The sequence below is a fragment of the Halioglobus sp. HI00S01 genome, assembly GCF_001635445.1.
Taxonomy (GTDB): Bacteria; Pseudomonadota; Gammaproteobacteria; order Pseudomonadales; family Halieaceae; genus Halioglobus; species Halioglobus japonicus.
On sequence record NZ_LWEE01000322.1, the window covers coordinates 36,982 to 56,270 of the forward strand.

Consider the following 19,289-nt stretch of genomic DNA (forward strand, 5'->3'; position numbering starts at 1 on the left):
GCCGTCGTGCACAGGTACACAGGGGGCTTGATGGGGAAACTCATTGGGCCCGTTAATTAAGCAGCAATAGCTATTTAGAGAAAAGCAGGACAGCACATGAATCTTCATGAGTATCAGGGCAAGCAACTGTTTGCCGAATACGGACTGCCGGTATCCAAGGGGTACGCAGTAGACTCCCCTGAGGATGCGGCAGAAGCGGCGGATCTGATTGGCGGTGATATGTGGGTGGTTAAAGCCCAGGTACACGCAGGTGGTCGCGGCAAGGCCGGCGGCGTAAAGTTGGTCGAGTCCAAGGATGAGATCAAGGACTTCGCCTCCAACTGGCTCGGCAAAAATCTGGTGACCTACCAGACTGATGAAAATGGTCAGCCGGTAAGCAAGATCCTGGTGGAATCCTGCACTGATATTGCCGAAGAACTGTACCTCGGTGCAGTGGTGGATCGCTCCACACGTCGTATCGTGTTTATGGCGTCTACCGAAGGCGGTGTTGAAATCGAGAAGGTGGCCGAGGAAACTCCCGAGAAAATCCTCAAGGCGACCATCGATCCTCTCGCGGGTCCGCAGCCCTACCAGGGCCGTGACCTGGCGTTCAAGCTCGGCCTGACCGGTGTTCAGATCAAGCAGTTCGTTAAAATCTTCATGGGCCTGGCCCAGATGTTCATCGAAAAGGACCTGGCGCTGATCGAGATCAACCCGCTGGTGATCACCGATGAAGGCAACCTGCACTGCCTGGACGCCAAGATCGGCGTCGACAGTAACGCCCTGTACCGTCAGGCGGATCTGCGTGAAATGCACGATCCCTCACAGGAAGACGAGCGCGAAGCGCACGCTGCCCAGTGGGAACTGAACTATGTGGCCCTGGACGGCAACATCGGCTGCATGGTCAACGGTGCTGGTCTGGCCATGGGCACCATGGACATCGTTGCACTGCACGGTGGTTTCCCGGCCAACTTCCTGGACGTGGGTGGCGGCGCTACCAAGGAACGTGTTTCCGAGGCGTTCAAGATCATTCTGTCTGACGACAACGTAAAAGCGGTACTGATCAACATCTTCGGCGGTATCGTACGCTGTGACCTGATCGCAGAAGGCGTGATCGGCGCGGTCGAAGAAGTTGGCGTGGAAGTGCCCGTCGTTGTGCGTCTGGAAGGCAACAACGCCGAACTGGGCAAGAAAGTACTGGCTGAGTCCGGTCTGAACATCATCGCTGCAGAGAGCCTCACTGACGCTGCTCAGCAGGCAGTTAAAGCAGCAGGAGGAGCGGCATAATGAGCGTTCTGATTAACAAGGATACCAAGGTTATCTGTCAGGGCTTCACTGGCTCCCAGGGTACTTTCCACTCTGAGCAGGCGATTGAGTACGGTACTAAAATGGTTGGCGGTGTGACCCCCGGTAAGGGCGGTCAGGAACACCTGGGCCTGCCGGTATTCAACACGGTTGCCGAAGCGGTAAAAGCCACAGGCGCAGAAGCGTCCGTTATCTATGTGCCTGCACCGTTCTGTAAGGACTCCATCCTTGAAGCAGCCAACGGCGGCATCAAGCTGATCGTATGCATTACCGAAGGCATTCCCACGCTGGATATGCTCGATGCGAAAGTAAAATGTGACGAGCTGGGCGTACGCCTGATCGGCCCCAACTGCCCGGGCGTTATCACACCGGGAGAGTGCAAAATCGGCATCATGCCGGGTCACATTCACCTGCCGGGTAAGGTAGGCATTGTGTCTCGCTCCGGTACCCTGACCTACGAAGCGGTCAAGCAGACCACAGACGCGGGCTACGGCCAGTCTACCTGTGTCGGCATCGGCGGCGACCCGATCCCTGGCTCCAACTTCATCGACATTCTGGAGATGTTCCAGAACGATCCTGCGACTGAAGCAATTGTGATGATCGGTGAAATCGGCGGTACTGCGGAAGAGGAAGCGGCAGCCTACATCAAGGCGAATGTCACCAAGCCGGTCGTATCCTACATTGCCGGTGTTACTGCACCGAAAGGCAAGCGTATGGGACACGCGGGCGCCATCATCTCTGGCGGCAAGGGCACAGCGGACGAGAAATTCGCTGCTCTGGAAGACGCTGGTGTTAAGACAGTTCGCTCTCTGGCGGACATCGGCAAGGCACTGGCGGAGATTACTGGCTGGTAATCTTGTTGGCTTACGCTGATCTAGAGGGGCTCATCATTTGATGGGCCCTTTTTTGTTGTATCTGGCTCGGGTTGCTATATCGGCGGTTCCGTGCATCTGTGTGCCGTCTATGTTGGGTTCACAGCTATACCGATATCTGTTCGACTGACAGTCCTGACGGGGACCGCCAAACGGTGTCGTCAGGGACAGGCTTGGGCTGCGCCATCCATGGCTCCGCACATCCCCGTCAGGGCTGTCAGTCGTGCAGATATCTTTGTTGGACTCTTGAAATCGATTGTTTTTGCCCCATATCTGAGGGAAGCATTTTTTTTTAGTCAGTTAGCACTCGAGGAAACGTAATGACTGCCGACGCCAACAAGGAAACCCTGGGCTTCCAGACCGAGGCGAAGCAACTGCTTCACCTGATGATTCACTCCCTGTACTCCAACAAGGAAATCTTCCTGCGGGAGCTGATTTCCAATGCCTCTGATGCGATCGACAAGCTGCGTTTCGCCGCGCTGTCCGATGACGGCCTGCTTGAAGGGCAGGGCGATTATCAGGTGCAGGTCGATGTCGATAAGCACGCCAACACGATCACTATTTCCGATAATGGCATTGGCATGAATCGCGACGAGGTAATTGAGCATCTGGGAACGATTGCCAAGTCTGGCACCGCGGCATTCCTTGAGAGCCTGACGGGTGATCAACAGAAAGATTCGCAGCTGATTGGTCAGTTTGGTGTGGGCTTTTACTCGGCATTCATCGTGGCCGATCGAGTTGCAGTCCATACCCGTAAGGCGGGCGAGGCGGCCGATACGGGCGTTGTCTGGGAATCCGCGGGCGAGTCTGAGTTCTCGGTGGAAGCGCGTGACAAGGCGGATCGTGGCACGAGCATTACCCTGTTCCTGAAAGAGGGCTGTGAGGAGTTTGCTGAGGACTTCCGCGTGCGCAGCGTGATCAAGAAGTACTCAGACCACATCGCTGTGCCGGTCATGATGCTTAAGCCGGCCATGCCTGCGGCTGAAGATGAAGAAGAGACGGTTGTCGAGGCGCCTGAGTACGAGGCGGTCAACGAAGCGACGGCGCTGTGGACTCGCAGCCGCGCGGAAGTGTCGGATGAGGAATACAAGGAATTCTACAAGCACATCTCCCACGACTTTGAAGAGCCCCAGACCTGGAGCCATAACAAGGTCGAGGGCAAGCTGGAATACACCAGCCTGTTGTACATCCCCAAGAAGGCGCCCTTTGATATGTGGAACCGCGACATGGCGCGCGGTCTCAAGCTCTATGTCCAGCGCACCTTTATCATGGATGAGGCTGAGCAGTTCCTGCCGCTGTACCTGCGCTTTGTAAAGGGTGTTATCGATTCAAACGATCTGCCGCTAAACGTTTCGCGTGAGATTTTGCAGCAGGAAGGATCGGTGGATTCCATGCGCAGTGCGCTGACCAAGCGCGTGCTGGATATGCTGGGTAAGCTGGCCAAGAAAGAGGGCGACGACTACGCCCAGTTCTGGACTGAGTTTGGCCAGGTGATCAAGGAAGGTCCGGCGGAAGATTTTGCCAACAAGGAAAAAATTGCCAAGTTGCTGCGCTTTGCCACCACTCACACTGACGCGGAGGCGCAGGACCAGTCTCTGGAAGATTACGTGTCTCGGATGCCCGAAGGGCAGGACAAGATCTTCTACGTGGTAGCGGAGAACTTCAATACTGCCAAGAGCAGCCCCCACCTGGAGGTGTTCCGTAAGAAGGGTATTGAAGTGCTGCTGCTGTCTGATCGCGTAGACGATTGGCTGATGAATCACCTGCAGGACTTTGACGGCAAGGCGTTTCAGGATGTGGCGCGCGGCGCGCTGGATCTGGCCACGGATTCCGAGGAAGAGAAAGCCGAGCAGGAGAAGGTTCAGAAGGAAGCGGAAGGCTTGGTTGAGCGTCTGTCAAAGGTGCTCGACGACAAGGTTGCCGAGGTTCGCGCCACGTCGCGTCTGACCGATTCACCGGCCTGTCTGGTTGTGGGTGACTTCGATATGGGTGCGCAGATGAAGCGAATCATGGAAGCGGCGGGGCAGGCGGTGCCCGAGTCCAAGCCTATTCTGGAGGTCAATCCATCGCATCCGATGCTGGAGATGCTCGATAGTGAGCAGGACGAGGATCGTTTCGCTGATTTGGCGGGCATTGTCTTCGACCAGGCGAACCTCGCAGAGGGCGGTCAACTCGACGACCCTGCGGCGTATGTCTCCAAACTCAATAAATTGCTACTGGCCCTCGCGGGTCGCTAGCAACAGCGCTACACGGGAAAGCGGGCTTTATAGCCCGCTTTTTTGTTAGACTGCGGCGCTGCCTATAAAAGCATAACAGGATATATATGGATCGAATGTACCGGGTTGCCGTTCTCGGCGGTGGTAGTTTCGGAACCGTCATCGGCAACATGATTGCCGAGAACGGTCACGAGGTACGTCTCTGGCTGCGCAATACCGCGCGCGCGGCACAAATAAACGCTGAACGTGAGAACCGGGAGTATCTTCCGGGCTATACGCTGAGCGATTACCTGCAGGCTTATGCGGAACTGGAGCAGGCGGTAGAGAACGTAGATCTGGTTTTTGTTGCGGTACCCAGTGCATCGTTTCGCGAGGTGGTGGCGGACCTGCAGCACCGGGTGACGCCCGACACGGTCATTATCAGCCTGACCAAAGGTATCGAAGCTTACGGCTTCAAGCTAATGAGCCAGGTCCTGCGCGAGGAAATGCCCGGGCATCCGATCGGAGTTCTGTCCGGCCCGAATCTGGCTCGTGAAATTGCTGCCGGGCATATATCAGGTTCAGTTATCGCCAGCGAGCTGCCAGAGGTGACCCGGCTTGTACATGATCTGCTGCATTGTCGCTCATTCTTGATTTTCAGCTCACATGACATGTTCGGTGTGGAGCTGGGCGGCGCCCTCAAAAATGTCTATGCGATTCTCGCGGGCATCGGCGCGTCACTGTCGTTTGGCGAAAATACAGTGGGTATGTTGCTCACCCGCTCACTCGCGGAAATGTCACGTTTTGCTGTGCACATGGGGGCGAACCCAATGACCTTCCTGGGTCTTTCCGGTGTAGGCGATCTGGTGGTGACCTGTTCATCGCCTTTGTCACGTAACTACCGTGTGGGCATGGCGCTTGCCGAGGGCCAGGGCCTTGAGTCCGTGCTCGCTGGTATGGATCAGGTGGCAGAGGGCATTAATACCCTGGCGCTGTTAAAGCGTGAAGCCGACCGCCGTGAAGTGGAGATGCCGCTGGTTCAAGGGCTGTACCAGATGCTGCATGAGAAGCAGCCGGTCGAAGCGGTGTTCAATGCTATGATGAGCACAGAAGAAGCGCAGGACGTTGAGTTCGTAGTGCGCTGAGATAGAGGTTAAGCATGTACCTGACGATAATGCGCCACGGTGAAGCTGGAATGGCTGTTACCGATCGCATGCGCGAGCTGACCGAGCGCGGTGTTGCGGACGTTGGTCTCGGGGGGACGCTGCTGCTGCTCTATTGCACGCAGCGACAGCTGCCGCCGCCACAGGTGTTGCTCTACAGTGAATGGGTGCGCACTGCCCAGACGGCGATGATCGTCGCTGAGGCGCTTCCTGGGTCTCAGCTCGCTGCCGAGCAGGCATTGATACCCGGCCGGCAGCCTGGCGATATAGAGCCGGCGCTGGCCCAGCGTTTCGGTGCCGAACTGCCCGAACATGTGCTGCTGATTTCTCACCAGCCGCTGGTCTCGCGGCTGGTCGACGCTTATCTCGGTGTTCCGGGGCGTCTGCCGGGATTGGTGCCGGGTGGATTTGCAATACTGGAAATGGCCTACCCGGGTCCCGATGGCGCTACCCCGGTAATGTGTGCCCAGCCACCGGATTACGAGGTTTTGATGTGAGCGGAGAAGCGCTGAACTGGCAACTGCATGGGTTAAATTATGCAGGGCTCGCCTGGGGCGACCCCACCCATCCGCCGCTGTTGGCCCTGCATGGCTGGCTCGATAACGCCACCAGCTTCGAGCGCCTGGCGGAGCAATTGGCGAGCGGCTACTACGTTGTCGCCCCTGATCTGTCTGGACACGGTCTTTCTGACTGGCGTTCCGCCGATGCCACCTATCATATTTACGACGATGTGCCGCAGTTACATGCGTTGGTCGAGCACATGCAGTGGGATAGCTTCACTCTGATGGGCCACTCTCGCGGCGCGGCGATCAGCGTAATGTATGCCGCTGCATTTCCAGAGCAGATTACGCGTCTGATATTGCTTGATGGGGCGACGCCCACGCCACTGGACGCCAGTGAATTTGCGCATCAGCTGCGCAACTTCGTCCTGGAGAAGCGGCGCCTGCAGGGACGTCAGACCCGGGTGTATAGCGATCGTGAAGCGGCAATTACGGCTCGTGAAGAGCAGGGTCTGGATCGCGAGGAGGCCGAGTTGATAGCAAGCCGCAACCTACATGCCTGCGAAGGTGGCTATACCTGGCACACCGATCCACGCCTGCGCGGCGGGTCTGCCATTAAACTGACCTGGGGCCACATCGAGGCCGCGCTTGGAGCCTTGTCGATGCCCACGTTGCTGCTCCAGGCAGAACGCGGCATGATGACAAGACACGAGGGCTATAGTGAGAAAATTCGCGCTATGATTCCAAGACCGACCCTTGCCCAATTTCCAGGCGGCCACCACTTTCACATGGAGGCCGGTGCGGAGCACTTAGGTACCGAGATTATCCGATTTTCCACCGAGGAGGGGGCCAATGCGTAGTTCAGCAGGGGGCGTCCATTGGTCGCTGTTGGCAGTGTTGTTACTGATGACCTTGCAGGCGAGGGCGGAGCCACCTCACACACTGCTGGAGACATTGGACGCGTCGCCGCATATGCAGCAGGTCAGTCATAGCAGCGATGCGGTGATCGAACACGAGATCGGGCTCGGCGCCATGCAGAAAATTCGCGGCAGTTGGCGCTTCAAGGGCAGCGAGCGTGTCACTGGCGAGCGAGTACGCTACACCTGGCAAGTGCGCGATGGCTTTACGTCCAATGAAGTGCTGGATGGGCTTGAAGCGCAGTTGAACAGTGAAGGTGTGCTGTTTGCGTGCGAGGGGCGCAGCTGCGGTCAGGGTGTACAGTGGGCTAACAGGGTGTTTGGCGAACGGGTGCTGTACGGCCGCGATGATTTACAGCGTTATCGTGTATACGATCTTGCTGACGCCGATCAGTCATATCGGTTGGTCTTGTTCAGCTCTGCGCGTACGGCCGATCGCCAGTATCTGCACGCGGAGCTATATCGCATCGTGACGCCATAGCGCACCTGTCCTAGGTGCTTAATCGCAACAGTTGCAGAAATTCCTCGCGAGTCACCTGGGATTTCCTGAAACTGCCCAGCATGGCAGAGGTTTTCATGACGGAATTCTGTTTCTCTACGCCGCGCATCATCATGCACATGTGACGTGCCTCGATAATAACGCCGACACCTTCAGCGCCGGTGACTTCCATGATCGTCTCGGCGATCTGGGTGGTCAGGGACTCCTGAATTTGTAAGCGGCGGGCAAATACATCGACGATACGCGCCACCTTGGAAAGCCCCAGAACCTGCCCGGTGGGTATATAGGCGACATGGCATTTGCCGATGAATGGCAACAGGTGATGCTCGCACAGGGAGTAAAGTTCGATATCCTGCACCAGCACCATTTCGCTCGAGTCTGAAGGGAATAGGGCGTTATTGACCACTTCCTCGACGGATTGGTGGTAGCCCCGGGTGAGGAATTCAAAGGCCTTGGCGGCCCGTTTGGGTGTGTCTACAAGTCCGGGGCGATTGAGGTCCTCGCCAATCGCTTCGATGATGCTAGCCCAGTTTTTTTCCACGGAATATTCCTCAAATTGGGGCCAGCGATAGTAACAATCGGCCCATTGCATGGCAAACAAGCGCCGGCGCACCTACACTTGGTGCATGACTGATATGACTGATATGACTGTAGGGCAGGCCATCGACCACTGCCATGATGCGCTGTTGGCGAGTACCGTATTTTATGGGCATGGAACGGACAATCCCTGGGATGAAGCCGTGCAGCTGGTGCTGGCTGTCGCCGACCTGCCTGCGGATGCTGACGAGAGTCATCTTCCGCATCCCGTCAGTGACGCTCAGTGGCGGCAGATCAGCCAATTGCTGAAACGGCGTATCGACGAGCAGATACCGTTGCCTTACCTGCTTGGTCGAGCCTGGTTCGCGGGCCTTGAATTTATCTGTGATCATCGCGCGTTGGTCCCGCGATCACCGCTGGCAGAGTTAATCCTGCACGATTACCAGCCCTGGTACAGTGGGCCCGCTCCAAAGCGCATTCTCGATTTGTGTTGTGGTGGTGGCTGTATTGGGCTGGCGGCTGCCTACTACACACCGGGTGCCAGTGTGGATTTACTCGATCTGGACCACGATGCGCTGGCGCTGGCGAAAGAGAATATTGATTACATGGGATTCGGAAACCGTGTCCGGGCGCTTGAGTCAGATTTGTTTACCGCTGCCGACGGTCAACAATATGACCTGATCCTCAGTAATCCTCCTTACGTCGATGCCAACGATCTTGCCGCCATGCCGGTAGAGTTCAGTCACGAACCCGCTATTGCCCTGGGTAGTGGCGCCGACGGCCTCGATCTGACCCGACAGATTCTGGCCCAGGCGGCCAATTTTCTGACCCCTTCAGGGCTGCTTGTGGTGGAAGTTGGCAATAGTTGGCCAGCGCTGGAGCACGCCTATCCGCGAGTCCCGTTTACCTGGCTTGAATTCGAACACGGTGGCCATGGCGTTTTTGCCCTGACTGCGCAGGAATTACAGGAATATGCCGCCAGTTTGCGCCCAGAATCGGTATAATGCCCCGGTTTTAATCCTCAGGCGCAGCTGCACATGTCCGGCAATACCATAGGTAAACTGTTTACCGTCACCACCTTTGGCGAAAGCCATGGCCCGGCTCTGGGCTGTATTGTCGATGGGTGTCCTCCCGGACTGGCGCTGGATGCTTCAGATCTGCAGCGTGACCTTGATCGACGCAAACCCGGCACGTCGCGGTTCACGACGCAGCGCCGCGAAGCCGATGAGGTACGTATTCTGTCGGGCGTGTTTGAAGGACAAACCACCGGTACATCTATTGGCATGCTGATTGAGAACACGGATCAGCGCTCCAAGGACTACTCCAATATTGCGAATACTTTCCGCCCGGCGCACGCCGATTACAGCTACAACCAGAAATACGGGTTTCGCGACTATCGTGGTGGTGGCCGCTCATCTGCGCGGGAAACGGCCATGCGCGTTGCAGCGGGCGCTATCGCCAAGAAGTATCTGCTGACCCGATACGGAATTGAAGTGCGCGGCTACCTGTCCCAGCTTGGTCCTATTCGTGCCCAGACGTTGAATTGGGATGTGGTCGAGACCAACCCATTTTTCTGCCCCGATCCGAATGCCGTACCGGAGATGGAAGCCTATATGGCGGCGCTCAATAAGGAGGGTAACTCCATTGGCGCACGCATTAACGTGGTTGCCAGTAATGTTATGCCCGGCCTCGGAGAGCCAGTGTTCGATCGACTCGACGCGGATATCGCCCACGCGATGATGGGCATTAATGCGGTCAAAGGCGTGGAGATCGGCGCCGGATTCGATAGTGTGGAACAAAAAGGCACGGAACATCGCGATGAACTGACTCCGGAAGGATTTATCAGTAATCACGCCGGCGGTGTGCTGGGCGGTATTTCCAGCGGTCAGGATATTTTGGTGAGTATTGCGCTGAAGCCGACCTCCAGTATTCGTCAGCCTGGCGCGACGATTGATACCGAGGGTAATCCTATGGATATGGTGACTCACGGTCGACACGATCCCTGTGTGGGTATTCGCGCCACGCCAATCGCCGAGGCCATGCTGGCGATTGTGCTCATGGATCATCTGCTCAGGCATCGTGGCCAGAATGCGGATGTGCAGTGTGATACCCCCGTTATCTCCGCTAGTCGTCCTGAGTAAGCCTTGAAGAAAGCCAATCGAAAGTACTACCGCACCATCTTTCTAGGGGTGGCCGCTATGGCAACCCTTATCTGGGCGGCGGTGGATCAGTTTGGCATTCCCTGGGAGGATATGCTTGACCTGCTGTTGGCGTCGCTGCTGATGATGCTCGCGATTATCGTCGCAGCCGCCGTCTGCTTTGGACTGGTTGTGGGTCTGCGAAGGTTGATTCGCGGGCCCCGGGAGTAGTTGGGGCCCCAGGCCCCATGATTAGTCGAGATCGATGTCCAGGGTCATCTTATTGGCGACAGATTCAAGCGCACTTTCGAGTGCATCCCGGTCGGTCTTTTCAGGAATTTCCGCGTCGATTTTTGCCCGGAACATGGGTTCGCCGCTCATTGCCGCGCTTTCTACCTGGCTGTCCATCTCCACGACGTTAATGTCATGGGAGGCAAGTTCACGGGAAATTTCTTTGATGATGCCGGGCCGGTCGGGTCCCAGCACTGAAAGCGCAATGGGTTTGCCGTGGGCGGTGTCCGCAGCGCTGGCGGGCGAGACTCGTACACTCAGACCACTGCTGGAAAGCGCTTTAAGCTCCGCCTGGAGCGTGTCCGCAGCAGATTCAGGCAGGCTGACCAGAATGAGACCGGCAAACTTGCCACCCAACTGCGAGAGCCTGCTCTCCTGCCAGTTACCCTGGTTCTTCTCGATAGTGCTCGCGAGTGCCTCCACGAGGCCGGGGCGATCATCGCCAATAAAGGTGATGATGAAAGAGGTTTCCACGATGGTGTCTCCACTTTGGGCTAAGCAACGCTTATATTAACCCGCATCGCGTCAATGCAGAAGGAACAGGGTGCAAATGTCTGGCTATTTAGAAGTCCCCCCCGGTCGATTGTCTCAGGAGGTGTTACAGGCCGTGCTGGAAGAATTTGCCAGCCGGGATGGCACAGACTACGGCGAGCGGGAGTTGACCCTGGATGAGAAGGTAGGCAACCTGCGCCGCCTGTTGGATACGGGAGAATTGTGTATCCTGTTTCATTCTGAAAGTGAGGCCTGGGACCTGGTGAGTCGGGAGCAGGCGGAAATCCTATTGAGCGAATAATGGCATGTCACTAGAGCCTGATCACATTCTCGACGCCAGCGGGTTGTTCTGCCCGGAGCCTGTCATGTTGCTGCACAACCAGGTGCGCGATATGCAGGTGGGCGAGGTGGTGCAGGTGTTGGCTACCGATCCCTCCACACAGCGTGACATTCCCAAGTTCTGCACCTTTCTCGGCCACGAACTGTTGCAGCAGGACGAGCAGGATGGCCAGTATCGCTACTGGTTGCGAAAACAGGGCGACACCTGAATGAATGTGGCGCTGCAGTTTACTGCATATGAGTGCAGCAGGCTTGAACACGTTTTTGCGCGATGTTTTGAGGCCACTGAACAAACGCTGCTCGCGGGAGGAGCCAGCGAGCCCTACTACCGGCCCGCCGACTCCGCACAATCTCAACACCTGCTGTATTACCGGGAAGATTTCTTCGCGAGCGCATTACATGAAATTTCCCACTGGTGCCTCGCCGGCATCGAGCGGCGCCAGCTGCCCGATTTTGGCTATTGGTATGCGCCGGAGGGTCGCACTCCCGAGCAACAGCGTGCATTCGAGCAGGTCGAGATAAAACCTCAGTCTATTGAGTGGTGCCTCTCCCGGGCCTGTGGCTACCCGTTTCGTGTCAGTGTCGATAATTTCACGCCGGACGGCACACTCCCGGATACGCGCTGGTTCCGCGCGCAGGTGTTGGCCCAGGCCCAGCATTGGCAGTTGCACGGGCTTCCCACTCGGGCACAGCAAATCTATGCAGCGCTGTGTGATGAGTTCGGTACCACCACGGCGCTCCCGGATCAGCGTTTCACAGCAGCAGATCTGGATTGACCATGGAGCGGCGTAGCTGGCTTGTAGACGCGAGCATTTATATTTTCCGGGCCTGGTTTTCCATGCCCGATCGTTGGCATACCGATGCGGGGATGCCGCTTAATGCCGTGTATGGCTACGCCGGGTTCCTTGTTGACCTGTTGTCCCGGGTGCAATATGGCGACGCCGTGGCAGCCGCCTTTGATGAGAGTCTCGGCAGCTGTTTTCGCAATGAGGTGTATCCCGACTATAAGTCAAGCAGGGCACTGCCTGACGAAGCCCTGGCGTTTCAGTTGCAGGCCTGTCGCGAATTGACCGAATGTGCGGGCATTGCCTGTTTTGCCAGTGAGCGCTACGAAGCCGATGACTTCCTGGCAACCCTGGCAAGGCTGTCCGCAGAGCAGTCGACCCCATTTTCCGTGGTCACCAGAGACAAGGATTTGGGGCAGCTGCTGTTGCACGAAGGCGCACTGTGGTGGGATTTTGCCGCCGATCAGCAGCTGGGCGCAGCGGATTTTTTCGAGCGATTTGGCGTGCGTCCATGCCAGTTCGCAGATTACCTGGCCCTGGTCGGGGATACGGTGGATGACATTCCGGGGGTACCTGGGGTCGGCCCAAAAACGGCTGCCGCGTTACTGGCAGAGTTCGGTTCCCTGGAAGCTATTGCCGCTCGTTTTGAGGCAGTGGCTGATTTACCTGTGCGCGGCGCGAAAAAACTGGCAGAAAGGCTTCCCGCTCACTGGGAGCAGGTGAGGGTTTCACACCAGCTGGCCACCCTGGAAGACAGGGTGCCGGGCGTCGATGCACTGCCGAAATATACGTTGCTACGCGAGCATGTTGCTGCGGTCTGTGAGTATCTGGATGCGCTGGGCCTGGCTGGCCCGATGCAGCGACGCTGGCAGCAGCTGCCCACAGGGGGCTTGCAATGACACTGAGCGTTGTCGCCGACGAGAATATCCCTGGAGTAGAGGCGCTGCTGGGGGCGGGCGCTGAAGTAACCCGGGTCAACGGCAGGTCGCTTCAGCCAGAGCAGCTGCGTACGGCCGACGCGCTGTTGGTGCGTTCGGTGACTCGCGTCGACGCAGCGCTTATCGCGAACACCAAGGTGCGTTTTGTTGGCACGGCAACCGCTGGTACGGACCACATCGACCAGCAAGCGCTGGCGTCGCTGGGCGTGCGTTTTTGCAGTGCCCCAGGGTCCAATGCCAATGCTGTGGTTGAGTATGTACTGGCCGCCATAGCGCAGTCTGAACAGTTTCTGGAGTGCCTGCTCAGCGGCGGTGTCGCCGGAATAGTCGGCTTCGGTCATGTTGGCCGTCTGCTGGCCAGGCGATTCGAGGCTCTGGGTATTCGCTGGCAGGCCTACGATCCCTGGCTGGACGAGAGCGATATCCCAGCAGCGGCGGGCTTTGCTGAGATTCTTCACAGCGACGTGATCTGTGTCCATGCTGAGCTCACCGATGCACAGCCATGGCCGAGTCGCCACTTGTTTGATCAAGCGGCATTAGCGGGGTTGACGTCGAGCCAGTTGCTGATTAACGCAAGCAGGGGGCCGGTGGTGGACAATCAGGCGTTACTGCGACGTTTGCTTGAAGACGCAGCTCCCCATGTTGTGCTCGATGTCTGGGAGCGGGAGCCGCAGGTGGATCCGCAGCTGCTGGCGAACGTGGCTTTCGGCACCGCACACATTGCCGGCTATAGTCTCGATGGCAAACTGCTGGCTACCCGGATGCTCCTCGATGCCATGGCCGATGAATTTCATATTGAGTTGTCTGGCGGGCCCGGGACGGCGGCACCATCGCTGCCCCTCGTCGCTCCCATTGCGCCAGAACGCGCTGCGGCTGTGCGTGAACTGTTGGCACAGGTTTACCGTATCGAAGAGGACGACACACTGCTGCGCAAAGCCGTGGCCGAGGCACCCGAAGCGATAGCCACTGCTTTTGATGGGCTGCGCCGCAGCTATCGTGTGCGACGCGAACTGACCTCAGCCACGCTGCAACTGCTGCAGCATGATGCGCTGGTTGCGACGACCGCCAGGGCTTTAGGAATCACATGCACATAGGATTACTGATCAACCCCCTGGCAGGATTGGGTGGTAGTCGCGGCCTCAAGGGCAGTGACGGCAGCGCTTTACGTGAGCTGGCGCTTGCCCTGACCCCCGAGGAATTGCGTCGCTCCCAGGAAAGAGCCGAGCGCGCCCTGAAGCTCATTGCAGGGCTCCCGAATCTGATCGTTAGCACCTATGGTGGGGCCATGGGCGCGCAGGTATGTGAGCAGTTGGGGTTGAGCGCACGCACGCTGGGTGAGCCCGAGGATTATCCGAGTGCGCCTCAGGATACGCGTCGTGCCGCGACACTGCTGCGCGACGCGGGTGTCGATGTGCTGGTGTTTGCGGGTGGGGACGGAACAGCGCGGGATGTGTATGACGCCGTGGGTGCCAGCCTGCCTGTGCTCGGCATTCCCGCCGGGGTGAAAATGCACTCAGGCGTGTTTGCGGTGTCCCCCGAAGCCGCCGGTGAGCTGTTGCGTGAACTGGGGCAGGGCGGCCTGGTGGGGCTTCGCACCCAGGAAGTGCGGGATATAGACGAGGAAGCTTTCCGCGAGGACGTGGTGCGCAGCCGTTTTTACGGCGAGATGCAGGTGCCCGGGGAAGGCCGGTTTCTGCAACACACCAAGATAGGCGGTCGCGAAAGCCAGGAGCTGGTGGCGGCAGAAATTGCCGAGTGGGTTGTGGAACAGCTCGATCCTGACACGCTGTATTTCATAGGCCCGGGCTCAACCACGGCGGCAATCATGGATACCCTGGGTCTTGAGAACACGCTGTTGGGCGTCGACGCGTTGCGAGCGGGACAGTTGCTGGGCAGCGATCTGGACGAATCAGCGATACTGGCGTTACTTGAGCGTGAGCAGGCATCTGCCAGTATTTTCGTCACTGCCATTGGTGGCCAGGGGCATATTATTGGTCGCGGCAACCAGCAGCTCAGCCCCGCCGTGTTGCGCAGGGTGGGTCTTGAGAATCTGAAGATTGTTGCGGCAAAATCCAAAATAACGGCGCTGCAGGGACGTCCGTTGCTGGTGGACAGCAACGACCCGCTGCTAGACAAACAAATCAGCGGTTACCGCGAGGTAATAACCGGCTATGATGATCGAATTCTGTATCTTGTAGCCACATCGGTAGAAGGAATAAATGCATGAAAGATGACGAGTATTGGCGCGACAAACTGACGGCCGAGGAATACGAGGTGTGCCGCGAGAAGGGCACCGAGCGCCCCTTTACCGGTGAGTACTGGAATACCACTGACGAGGGCGTATACAACTGCCGCTGCTGTGGAGAGCCGCTGTTTCTCTCTGACAGCAAATTTGACGCAGGCTGCGGCTGGCCGAGCTTTTTCCAACCCGCTGACGGTGGCGCTATCGAAGAGGCCCCGGACCACACCCTGGGCATGACACGCACGGAAATCATGTGCAAGAAGTGCGGCTCGCACCTCGGGCACGTCTTCGAAGATGGCCCTAATCCCACAGGCCTGCGCTACTGCGTGAACAGCCTTTCGGTCAAGCTGGAGAAGGCCGACTGATCACGATTGCACTGTGACTGCCGGAGCAGAGTGCTGCTTCGGTGGCGCGTGGGTGGAAAGGAAATTGGAGCGGGAAACGGCCGGGGTGGCGACCCACTTCGAGCATCTCAATCTTCAAGACTGAGGAAATCGGAAAGATTCTGAGAGAAATTGGAGCGGGAAACCGGGTTCGAACCGGCGACCTCAACCTTGGCAAGGTTGCGCTCTACCAACTGAGCTATTCCCGCTTAGGAATGTACGTTTTACCACCGCCGTGGCGCCGTGCTTGGCGATACTCGCACTGAGTGGCGTCCCCTGGGGGGTTCGAACCCCCGTTACCGCCGTGAAAGGGCGGTGTCCTAGGCCACTAGACGAAGGGGACAAAGCCGGTCTCAATCGAGAAGGCGCGCATTTTAGGGACCGCGCTGCAGGGCGTCAAGCCCGCGGGGAAGATTTTTTCCCGCTGTTTTTTGCTGTAACTTCAGCAGCTTAGTAAGGCTTCTCGGAAGGAGTGACAGGTGAAGATTTACGGTGACCGGCGGTCGGGCAATTGCTACAAATTGCAGCTCGCAGCGAGTCTTCTGGGTATCGACTACCAGTGGGTGGATGTCGATATTCTGTCCGGCGATACACAGGCGCCAGCGTTTGCGCAGCTTAATCCCAATCGCAAAATTCCGGTGATGGAGCTCCATGATGGCCGCTGTCTGACGGAGTCCAATGCCATTCTCAATTACCTTGCACATGGTTCGGCCTTGCTGCCGGAGGACCCTTATGCCCGGGCCCTGGTTGAGCAGTGGCAGTTCTTTGAGCAATACAGTCATGAACCGTATATTGCAGTGGCGAGGTTTATCGCCGTGTACCAGGGTATGCCAGCAGAGCGAGCGAAAGAGTTCAGGGCCAAACAAGCAGGTGGACACAAGGCGCTGGCGGTCATGGAGCAACAATTGGCTCGTACGCCGTTTCTGGTCGGTGAGCAACTCAGTACGGCCGATGTGGCACTGTATGCCTACACCCATGTCGCCCCGGAAGGCGGTTTTGAGCTGGAGCAATATCCGGCCATAGGCGCATGGCTGGCCCGAATTGAAGCGCTACCGAATTTCGCAGCAATGGATAAAGTCTGAGCCTGATAATGCACTTGAAACGTGTATCGGCCCGTGCAGTTACGACAATAACAAGGAGAAGATCATGAAAAAGACATTGCTCACCTGCCTGCTGCTGGCGGCCAGCGCTAGCCATGCCGAACCCATTCTCAAGGCGACCACCTCCTGGGATGACGGCGCGATCGCCTATCCGGATGGCCAGGCAGAAATCACGTCGATTATTTTGCGTATTGAGGAGGGGCAGGAACCTCCGTTCCACTGTCATCCGGTACCTACCATGGGCTACATGCTCAAGGGCAAAGTGCGCGTCGATACGGTGGAAGGCAAGAGTGTCGTGCTGACGGCCGGCGATCCGCTGGTAGAGGTGATGAATACCGTGCACAGGGGGATCGCTCTGGAGGGGCCAGCTGAAATCGTGGTGTTCTATGCCGGCGCTGAGGGTGTGCCGGTAACCGTCAAGCCGGAGGACGATCCCGACGGCAAGTACTGCAAGCAGTAAATCGCCCTGGCGCTACTGCAAGCGCCCCAGGCTCTCGCGAGCCTGTTGTATATCCAGCACTTTGCCCTGCTCGGCGGCTTCATGGCGCAGCTCGTCCAGTTGCTGGTAGCGATTGATTTCTTCATCGGGCATGTAGTGCAGGCATTCGCCGCCGAGAAACCACAGCAGGTCGCGCGGCAGGGTGGGCGCGAAATCAGGGTAGGTTGTGAACAGGCGGGACACCAGCCCCGGACCATCGCTGTACAGGTCCCTCTCTCCGTTCGCCAGCGCTGTGAAAGCAGCGGCAAGTTCCCTGAGACTATCGTTTTCACCCAGATCGGCGGTGCGCTTTTCAAGCGTTGCGGCGAACTGAGCCATCTGGTCGCGGCAGTAAGTGGCGTATTGAGTATCGTCCATGGTGTCTATCGTCTGGCAACAAGAATGCGGTTACAATAACGCGCCTTTCTGACAGCGCATTGAGCCCGCATGATACCAGCACTTTACATCGAAAATCTCTCGAAGGTTTACGGCAATGGCTTCGAGGCCCTCAAGGGCGTGAGCCTTACCGTGGAGCAGGGCGACTTCTATGCCTTGCTGGGCCCCAACGGGGCTGGTAAGTCGACGACCATCGGTATTATCTGCTCTCTGGTCGCCAAGAGCGGCGGTCGCGTGCAGGTGTTCGATGCAGATATCGATAGCGATTTCGCGGCGGCGAAGAAGTACATCGGCATCGTGCCCCAGGAATTCAACTTCAACATGTTTGAACGCGTGCTGGATATTGTCGTTAACCAGGGCGGTTACTACGGCATGTCGCGTGCGCTGTCTGCAGAGCGGGCTGAAAAGTATCTTAAGGCGCTCGGCCTGTGGGAAAAGCGCGACGATGCGGCGCGCAATCTGTCCGGTGGGATGAAACGCCGGCTGATGATTGCCCGCGCCCTGGTGCACGAGCCGCGGCTGTTGATTCTCGACGAACCCACCGCCGGCGTCGATATCGAGATGCGCCGGGCGATGTGGGAGTTTCTGCAGAAAATTAATGCCGAAGGCACGACGATTATCCTCACCACACACTACCTGGAAGAGGCGGAGGCCCTGTGTCGGCACATCGGTATCATTAACCATGGTGAGATCGTAGAGAACACCTCGATCAAGGAACTGTTACGGCGCCTGCATCGCGAGGTCTTCATTCTCGACAGCGTGGAGGACCTGCCCGAGCAATTGGACGTGCCAGGGTTTGTGGTCAGGCGCATGGACCTGCACAGCATGGAGGTAGAGGTGGAGAAGGGGCAGCACATTAACGACGTCTTTGCCGCCCTCGATCAGCAGGGTATTCACGTGAGCAGTATGCGCAATCGAGCAAATAGACTGGAAGAAATGTTTGTCAATCTGGTGGAGGCTGCATCGTGAACGCACAGGAACAGTATCGCGCTTTCATGACTATCCTGCGCAAGGAAGTGCGCCGCTACATGCGCATTTGGACGCAGACACTGCTGCCCTCGGCCATTACCATGTCGCTGTATTTTGTTATTTTTGGCTCACTCATCGGTTCGCGTATCGGCGATATGGGTGGGTTCAGCTACATGCAGTTTGTGGTGCCGGGCCTGATTATGATGGCGATTGTCACCAACTCCTATGCCAATGTGGTCTCGTCATTTTTCGGTTCCAAGTTTAATCACAGCGTCGAAGAGCTACTGGTATCCCCCACGCCCAACTACATTATACTCATGGGCTATGTCGTGGGCGGTGTAACCCGTGGTTTGCTCGTGGCGCTGGTGGTCACGATCGTCTCGTTCTTCTTCACTGGCATGCAGATTCACAGTGTTCCGATCGTGATTGCCATCGTGTTAATGACCTCGACCTTGTTCGCGTTGGCTGGGTTTATCAATGCAGTGTATGCAAACAGCTTCGATGATATTTCGATTGTTCCCACGTTCGTACTCACACCCCTGACGTATCTGGGGGGCGTGTTTTACTCGATGGACCTGTTGCCTGAGTTCTGGGCAAATGTGTCCAAGCTGAACCCGTTGGTGTATGTGGTTAATGCATTCCGCTATGGCGTGCTTGGAGTCTCTGATGTGAGTGTTGGATTCGCTTTTGGCATGATCGCGGTGTTCACAGTGCTGGCATTTGCCTACTGCATGCACTTGTTGAACACTGGCAAGCGCTTGAGGCAGTGAC

The 19,289-nt window shown here is 57.4% G+C and carries 24 protein-coding genes and 2 tRNA genes; 21 read left to right on the forward strand and 5 right to left on the reverse strand.

Features of this window, described 5'->3' with window-relative positions; translation table 11 throughout:
• The first annotated feature begins 96 nt into the window (after nt 1-96).
• The 7 genes from sucC to A3709_RS19890 all read left to right on the forward strand — a co-directional run bounded on the left by sucC (nt 97) and on the right by A3709_RS19890 (nt 7,412).
• Nucleotides 97-1,266 (forward strand): ADP-forming succinate--CoA ligase subunit beta, encoded by a 1,170-nt coding sequence (gene sucC, locus A3709_RS19860; RefSeq protein WP_066058790.1) that lies wholly within the window; start codon nt 97-99, stop codon nt 1,264-1,266.
• Complete coding sequence (sucD, locus tag A3709_RS19865; RefSeq protein ID WP_066058793.1) at nt 1,266-2,138, forward strand: succinate--CoA ligase subunit alpha; 873 nt, start codon at nt 1,266-1,268, stop codon at nt 2,136-2,138. The genes sucC and sucD overlap by 1 nt, the downstream gene beginning before the upstream one ends.
• 338 nt (nt 2,139-2,476) lie before the next feature.
• Nucleotides 2,477-4,393: a molecular chaperone HtpG gene (gene htpG / locus A3709_RS19870; RefSeq protein ID WP_066058796.1), complete on the forward strand. Its 1,917-nt coding sequence runs from the start codon at nt 2,477-2,479 to the stop codon at nt 4,391-4,393.
• Nucleotides 4,394-4,479: 86 nt separating this feature from the next.
• Nucleotides 4,480-5,496: an NAD(P)H-dependent glycerol-3-phosphate dehydrogenase gene (locus tag A3709_RS19875; protein ID WP_066058798.1), complete on the forward strand. Its 1,017-nt coding sequence runs from the start codon at nt 4,480-4,482 to the stop codon at nt 5,494-5,496.
• 14 nt (nt 5,497-5,510) lie between these two features.
• Nucleotides 5,511-6,011, forward strand: coding sequence for a histidine phosphatase family protein (locus tag A3709_RS24190; protein WP_066058800.1), 501 nt, complete (start codon nt 5,511-5,513; stop codon nt 6,009-6,011).
• Nucleotides 6,008-6,874, forward strand: coding sequence for an alpha/beta fold hydrolase (locus A3709_RS19885; RefSeq protein WP_066058803.1), 867 nt, complete (start codon nt 6,008-6,010; stop codon nt 6,872-6,874). The genes A3709_RS24190 and A3709_RS19885 overlap by 4 nt, the downstream gene beginning before the upstream one ends.
• Nucleotides 6,867-7,412, forward strand: a complete 546-nt coding sequence (locus A3709_RS19890; RefSeq protein WP_066058806.1) for a DUF4892 domain-containing protein — start codon at nt 6,867-6,869, stop codon at nt 7,410-7,412. The genes A3709_RS19885 and A3709_RS19890 overlap by 8 nt, the downstream gene beginning before the upstream one ends.
• A 10-nt stretch (nt 7,413-7,422) precedes the next feature.
• Here the strand turns inward: A3709_RS19890 and folE are convergent, their stop codons facing one another.
• The gene (gene folE, locus A3709_RS19895) at nt 7,423-8,022 is read right to left on the reverse strand and encodes a GTP cyclohydrolase I FolE (protein WP_255359762.1); all 600 of its coding nucleotides are present in this window, start codon (nt 8,020-8,022) and stop codon (nt 7,423-7,425) included.
• Between the two features lie 43 nt (nt 8,023-8,065).
• On the opposite strand from folE, the gene prmB reads away from it, so the two are divergent.
• Genes prmB through A3709_RS19910 form a run of 3 tightly spaced genes read left to right on the forward strand, consistent with a single transcriptional unit; the run spans nt 8,066 to nt 10,336 of the window.
• Nucleotides 8,066-8,971: a 50S ribosomal protein L3 N(5)-glutamine methyltransferase gene (prmB, locus tag A3709_RS19900; protein ID WP_231871261.1), complete on the forward strand. Its 906-nt coding sequence runs from the start codon at nt 8,066-8,068 to the stop codon at nt 8,969-8,971.
• Between the two features lie 33 nt (nt 8,972-9,004).
• Nucleotides 9,005-10,108, forward strand: a complete 1,104-nt coding sequence (gene aroC / locus A3709_RS19905) for a chorismate synthase (protein ID WP_066058808.1) — start codon at nt 9,005-9,007, stop codon at nt 10,106-10,108.
• Nucleotides 10,109-10,111: 3 nt separating this feature from the next.
• The gene (locus tag A3709_RS19910) at nt 10,112-10,336 is read left to right on the forward strand and encodes a hypothetical protein (protein ID WP_066058811.1); all 225 of its coding nucleotides are present in this window, start codon (nt 10,112-10,114) and stop codon (nt 10,334-10,336) included.
• 21 nt (nt 10,337-10,357) lie between these two features.
• On the opposite strand, the gene A3709_RS19915 is transcribed toward A3709_RS19910, so the two are convergent.
• Nucleotides 10,358-10,870 (reverse strand): glycine cleavage system protein R, encoded by a 513-nt coding sequence (locus A3709_RS19915; protein WP_066058814.1) that lies wholly within the window; start codon nt 10,868-10,870, stop codon nt 10,358-10,360.
• A 76-nt stretch (nt 10,871-10,946) separates the two neighbouring features.
• Here A3709_RS19915 and A3709_RS19920 point away from each other — a divergent pair, with 76 nt between their 5' ends.
• Genes A3709_RS19920 through msrB form a run of 7 tightly spaced genes read left to right on the forward strand, consistent with a single transcriptional unit; the run spans nt 10,947 to nt 15,557 of the window.
• The gene (locus A3709_RS19920) at nt 10,947-11,189 is read left to right on the forward strand and encodes a YheU family protein (protein ID WP_066058816.1); all 243 of its coding nucleotides are present in this window, start codon (nt 10,947-10,949) and stop codon (nt 11,187-11,189) included.
• A gap of 4 nt (nt 11,190-11,193) precedes the next feature.
• Nucleotides 11,194-11,436 carry a sulfurtransferase TusA gene (tusA, locus tag A3709_RS19925; RefSeq protein ID WP_066058819.1) on the forward strand — a complete coding sequence of 81 codons (243 nt, stop codon included), beginning with the start codon at nt 11,194-11,196 and terminating at the stop codon, nt 11,434-11,436.
• Nucleotides 11,437-12,003, forward strand: coding sequence for an elongation factor P hydroxylase (locus tag A3709_RS19930; protein ID WP_066058822.1), 567 nt, complete (start codon nt 11,437-11,439; stop codon nt 12,001-12,003).
• Nucleotides 12,004-12,005: 2 nt separating this feature from the next.
• Complete coding sequence (locus tag A3709_RS19935; protein WP_066058825.1) at nt 12,006-12,911, forward strand: 5'-3' exonuclease H3TH domain-containing protein; 906 nt, start codon at nt 12,006-12,008, stop codon at nt 12,909-12,911.
• Complete coding sequence (locus tag A3709_RS19940; RefSeq protein WP_082850258.1) at nt 12,908-14,044, forward strand: 4-phosphoerythronate dehydrogenase; 1,137 nt, start codon at nt 12,908-12,910, stop codon at nt 14,042-14,044. Before A3709_RS19935 ends, A3709_RS19940 begins: the two co-directional genes overlap by 4 nt.
• Entirely contained in the window at nt 14,035-15,177 is a 1,143-nt protein-coding gene (locus tag A3709_RS19945; RefSeq protein ID WP_066058827.1) for an ATP-NAD kinase family protein, read from the forward strand. Before A3709_RS19940 ends, A3709_RS19945 begins: the two co-directional genes overlap by 10 nt.
• The gene (gene msrB / locus A3709_RS19950; protein ID WP_066058830.1) at nt 15,174-15,557 is read left to right on the forward strand and encodes a peptide-methionine (R)-S-oxide reductase MsrB; all 384 of its coding nucleotides are present in this window, start codon (nt 15,174-15,176) and stop codon (nt 15,555-15,557) included. Before A3709_RS19945 ends, msrB begins: the two co-directional genes overlap by 4 nt.
• Nucleotides 15,558-15,708: 151 nt before the next feature.
• On the opposite strand, the gene A3709_RS19955 is transcribed toward msrB, so the two are convergent.
• A tRNA-Gly gene (locus A3709_RS19955) sits at nt 15,709-15,784 on the reverse strand.
• 58 nt (nt 15,785-15,842) lie between these two features.
• Nucleotides 15,843-15,918: transfer RNA gene (locus A3709_RS19960), tRNA-Glu, on the reverse strand.
• Nucleotides 15,919-16,054: 136 nt separating this feature from the next.
• Between A3709_RS19960 and A3709_RS19965 the strand changes: the two genes are divergently transcribed.
• On the forward strand, nt 16,055-16,657 hold the full coding sequence (locus tag A3709_RS19965) for a glutathione S-transferase family protein (RefSeq protein ID WP_066058833.1): 603 nt from the start codon (nt 16,055-16,057) through the stop codon (nt 16,655-16,657).
• Between the two features lie 64 nt (nt 16,658-16,721).
• Nucleotides 16,722-17,135 (forward strand): cupin domain-containing protein, encoded by a 414-nt coding sequence (locus A3709_RS19970; protein ID WP_066058836.1) that lies wholly within the window; start codon nt 16,722-16,724, stop codon nt 17,133-17,135.
• 12 nt (nt 17,136-17,147) lie between these two features.
• Here A3709_RS19970 and A3709_RS24195 read toward each other — a convergent pair whose 3' ends face one another.
• Complete coding sequence (locus tag A3709_RS24195) at nt 17,148-17,531, reverse strand: PA2817 family protein (protein ID WP_066058839.1); 384 nt, start codon at nt 17,529-17,531, stop codon at nt 17,148-17,150.
• A gap of 69 nt (nt 17,532-17,600) precedes the next feature.
• Here A3709_RS24195 and A3709_RS19980 point away from each other — a divergent pair, with 69 nt between their 5' ends.
• Nucleotides 17,601-18,518, forward strand: a complete 918-nt coding sequence (locus tag A3709_RS19980) for an ABC transporter ATP-binding protein (RefSeq protein WP_066058843.1) — start codon at nt 17,601-17,603, stop codon at nt 18,516-18,518.
• Entirely contained in the window at nt 18,515-19,288 is a 774-nt protein-coding gene (locus tag A3709_RS19985) for an ABC transporter permease (protein ID WP_066058845.1), read from the forward strand. Before A3709_RS19980 ends, A3709_RS19985 begins: the two co-directional genes overlap by 4 nt.
• The last annotated feature ends 1 nt before the right edge of the window (nt 19,289 follow it).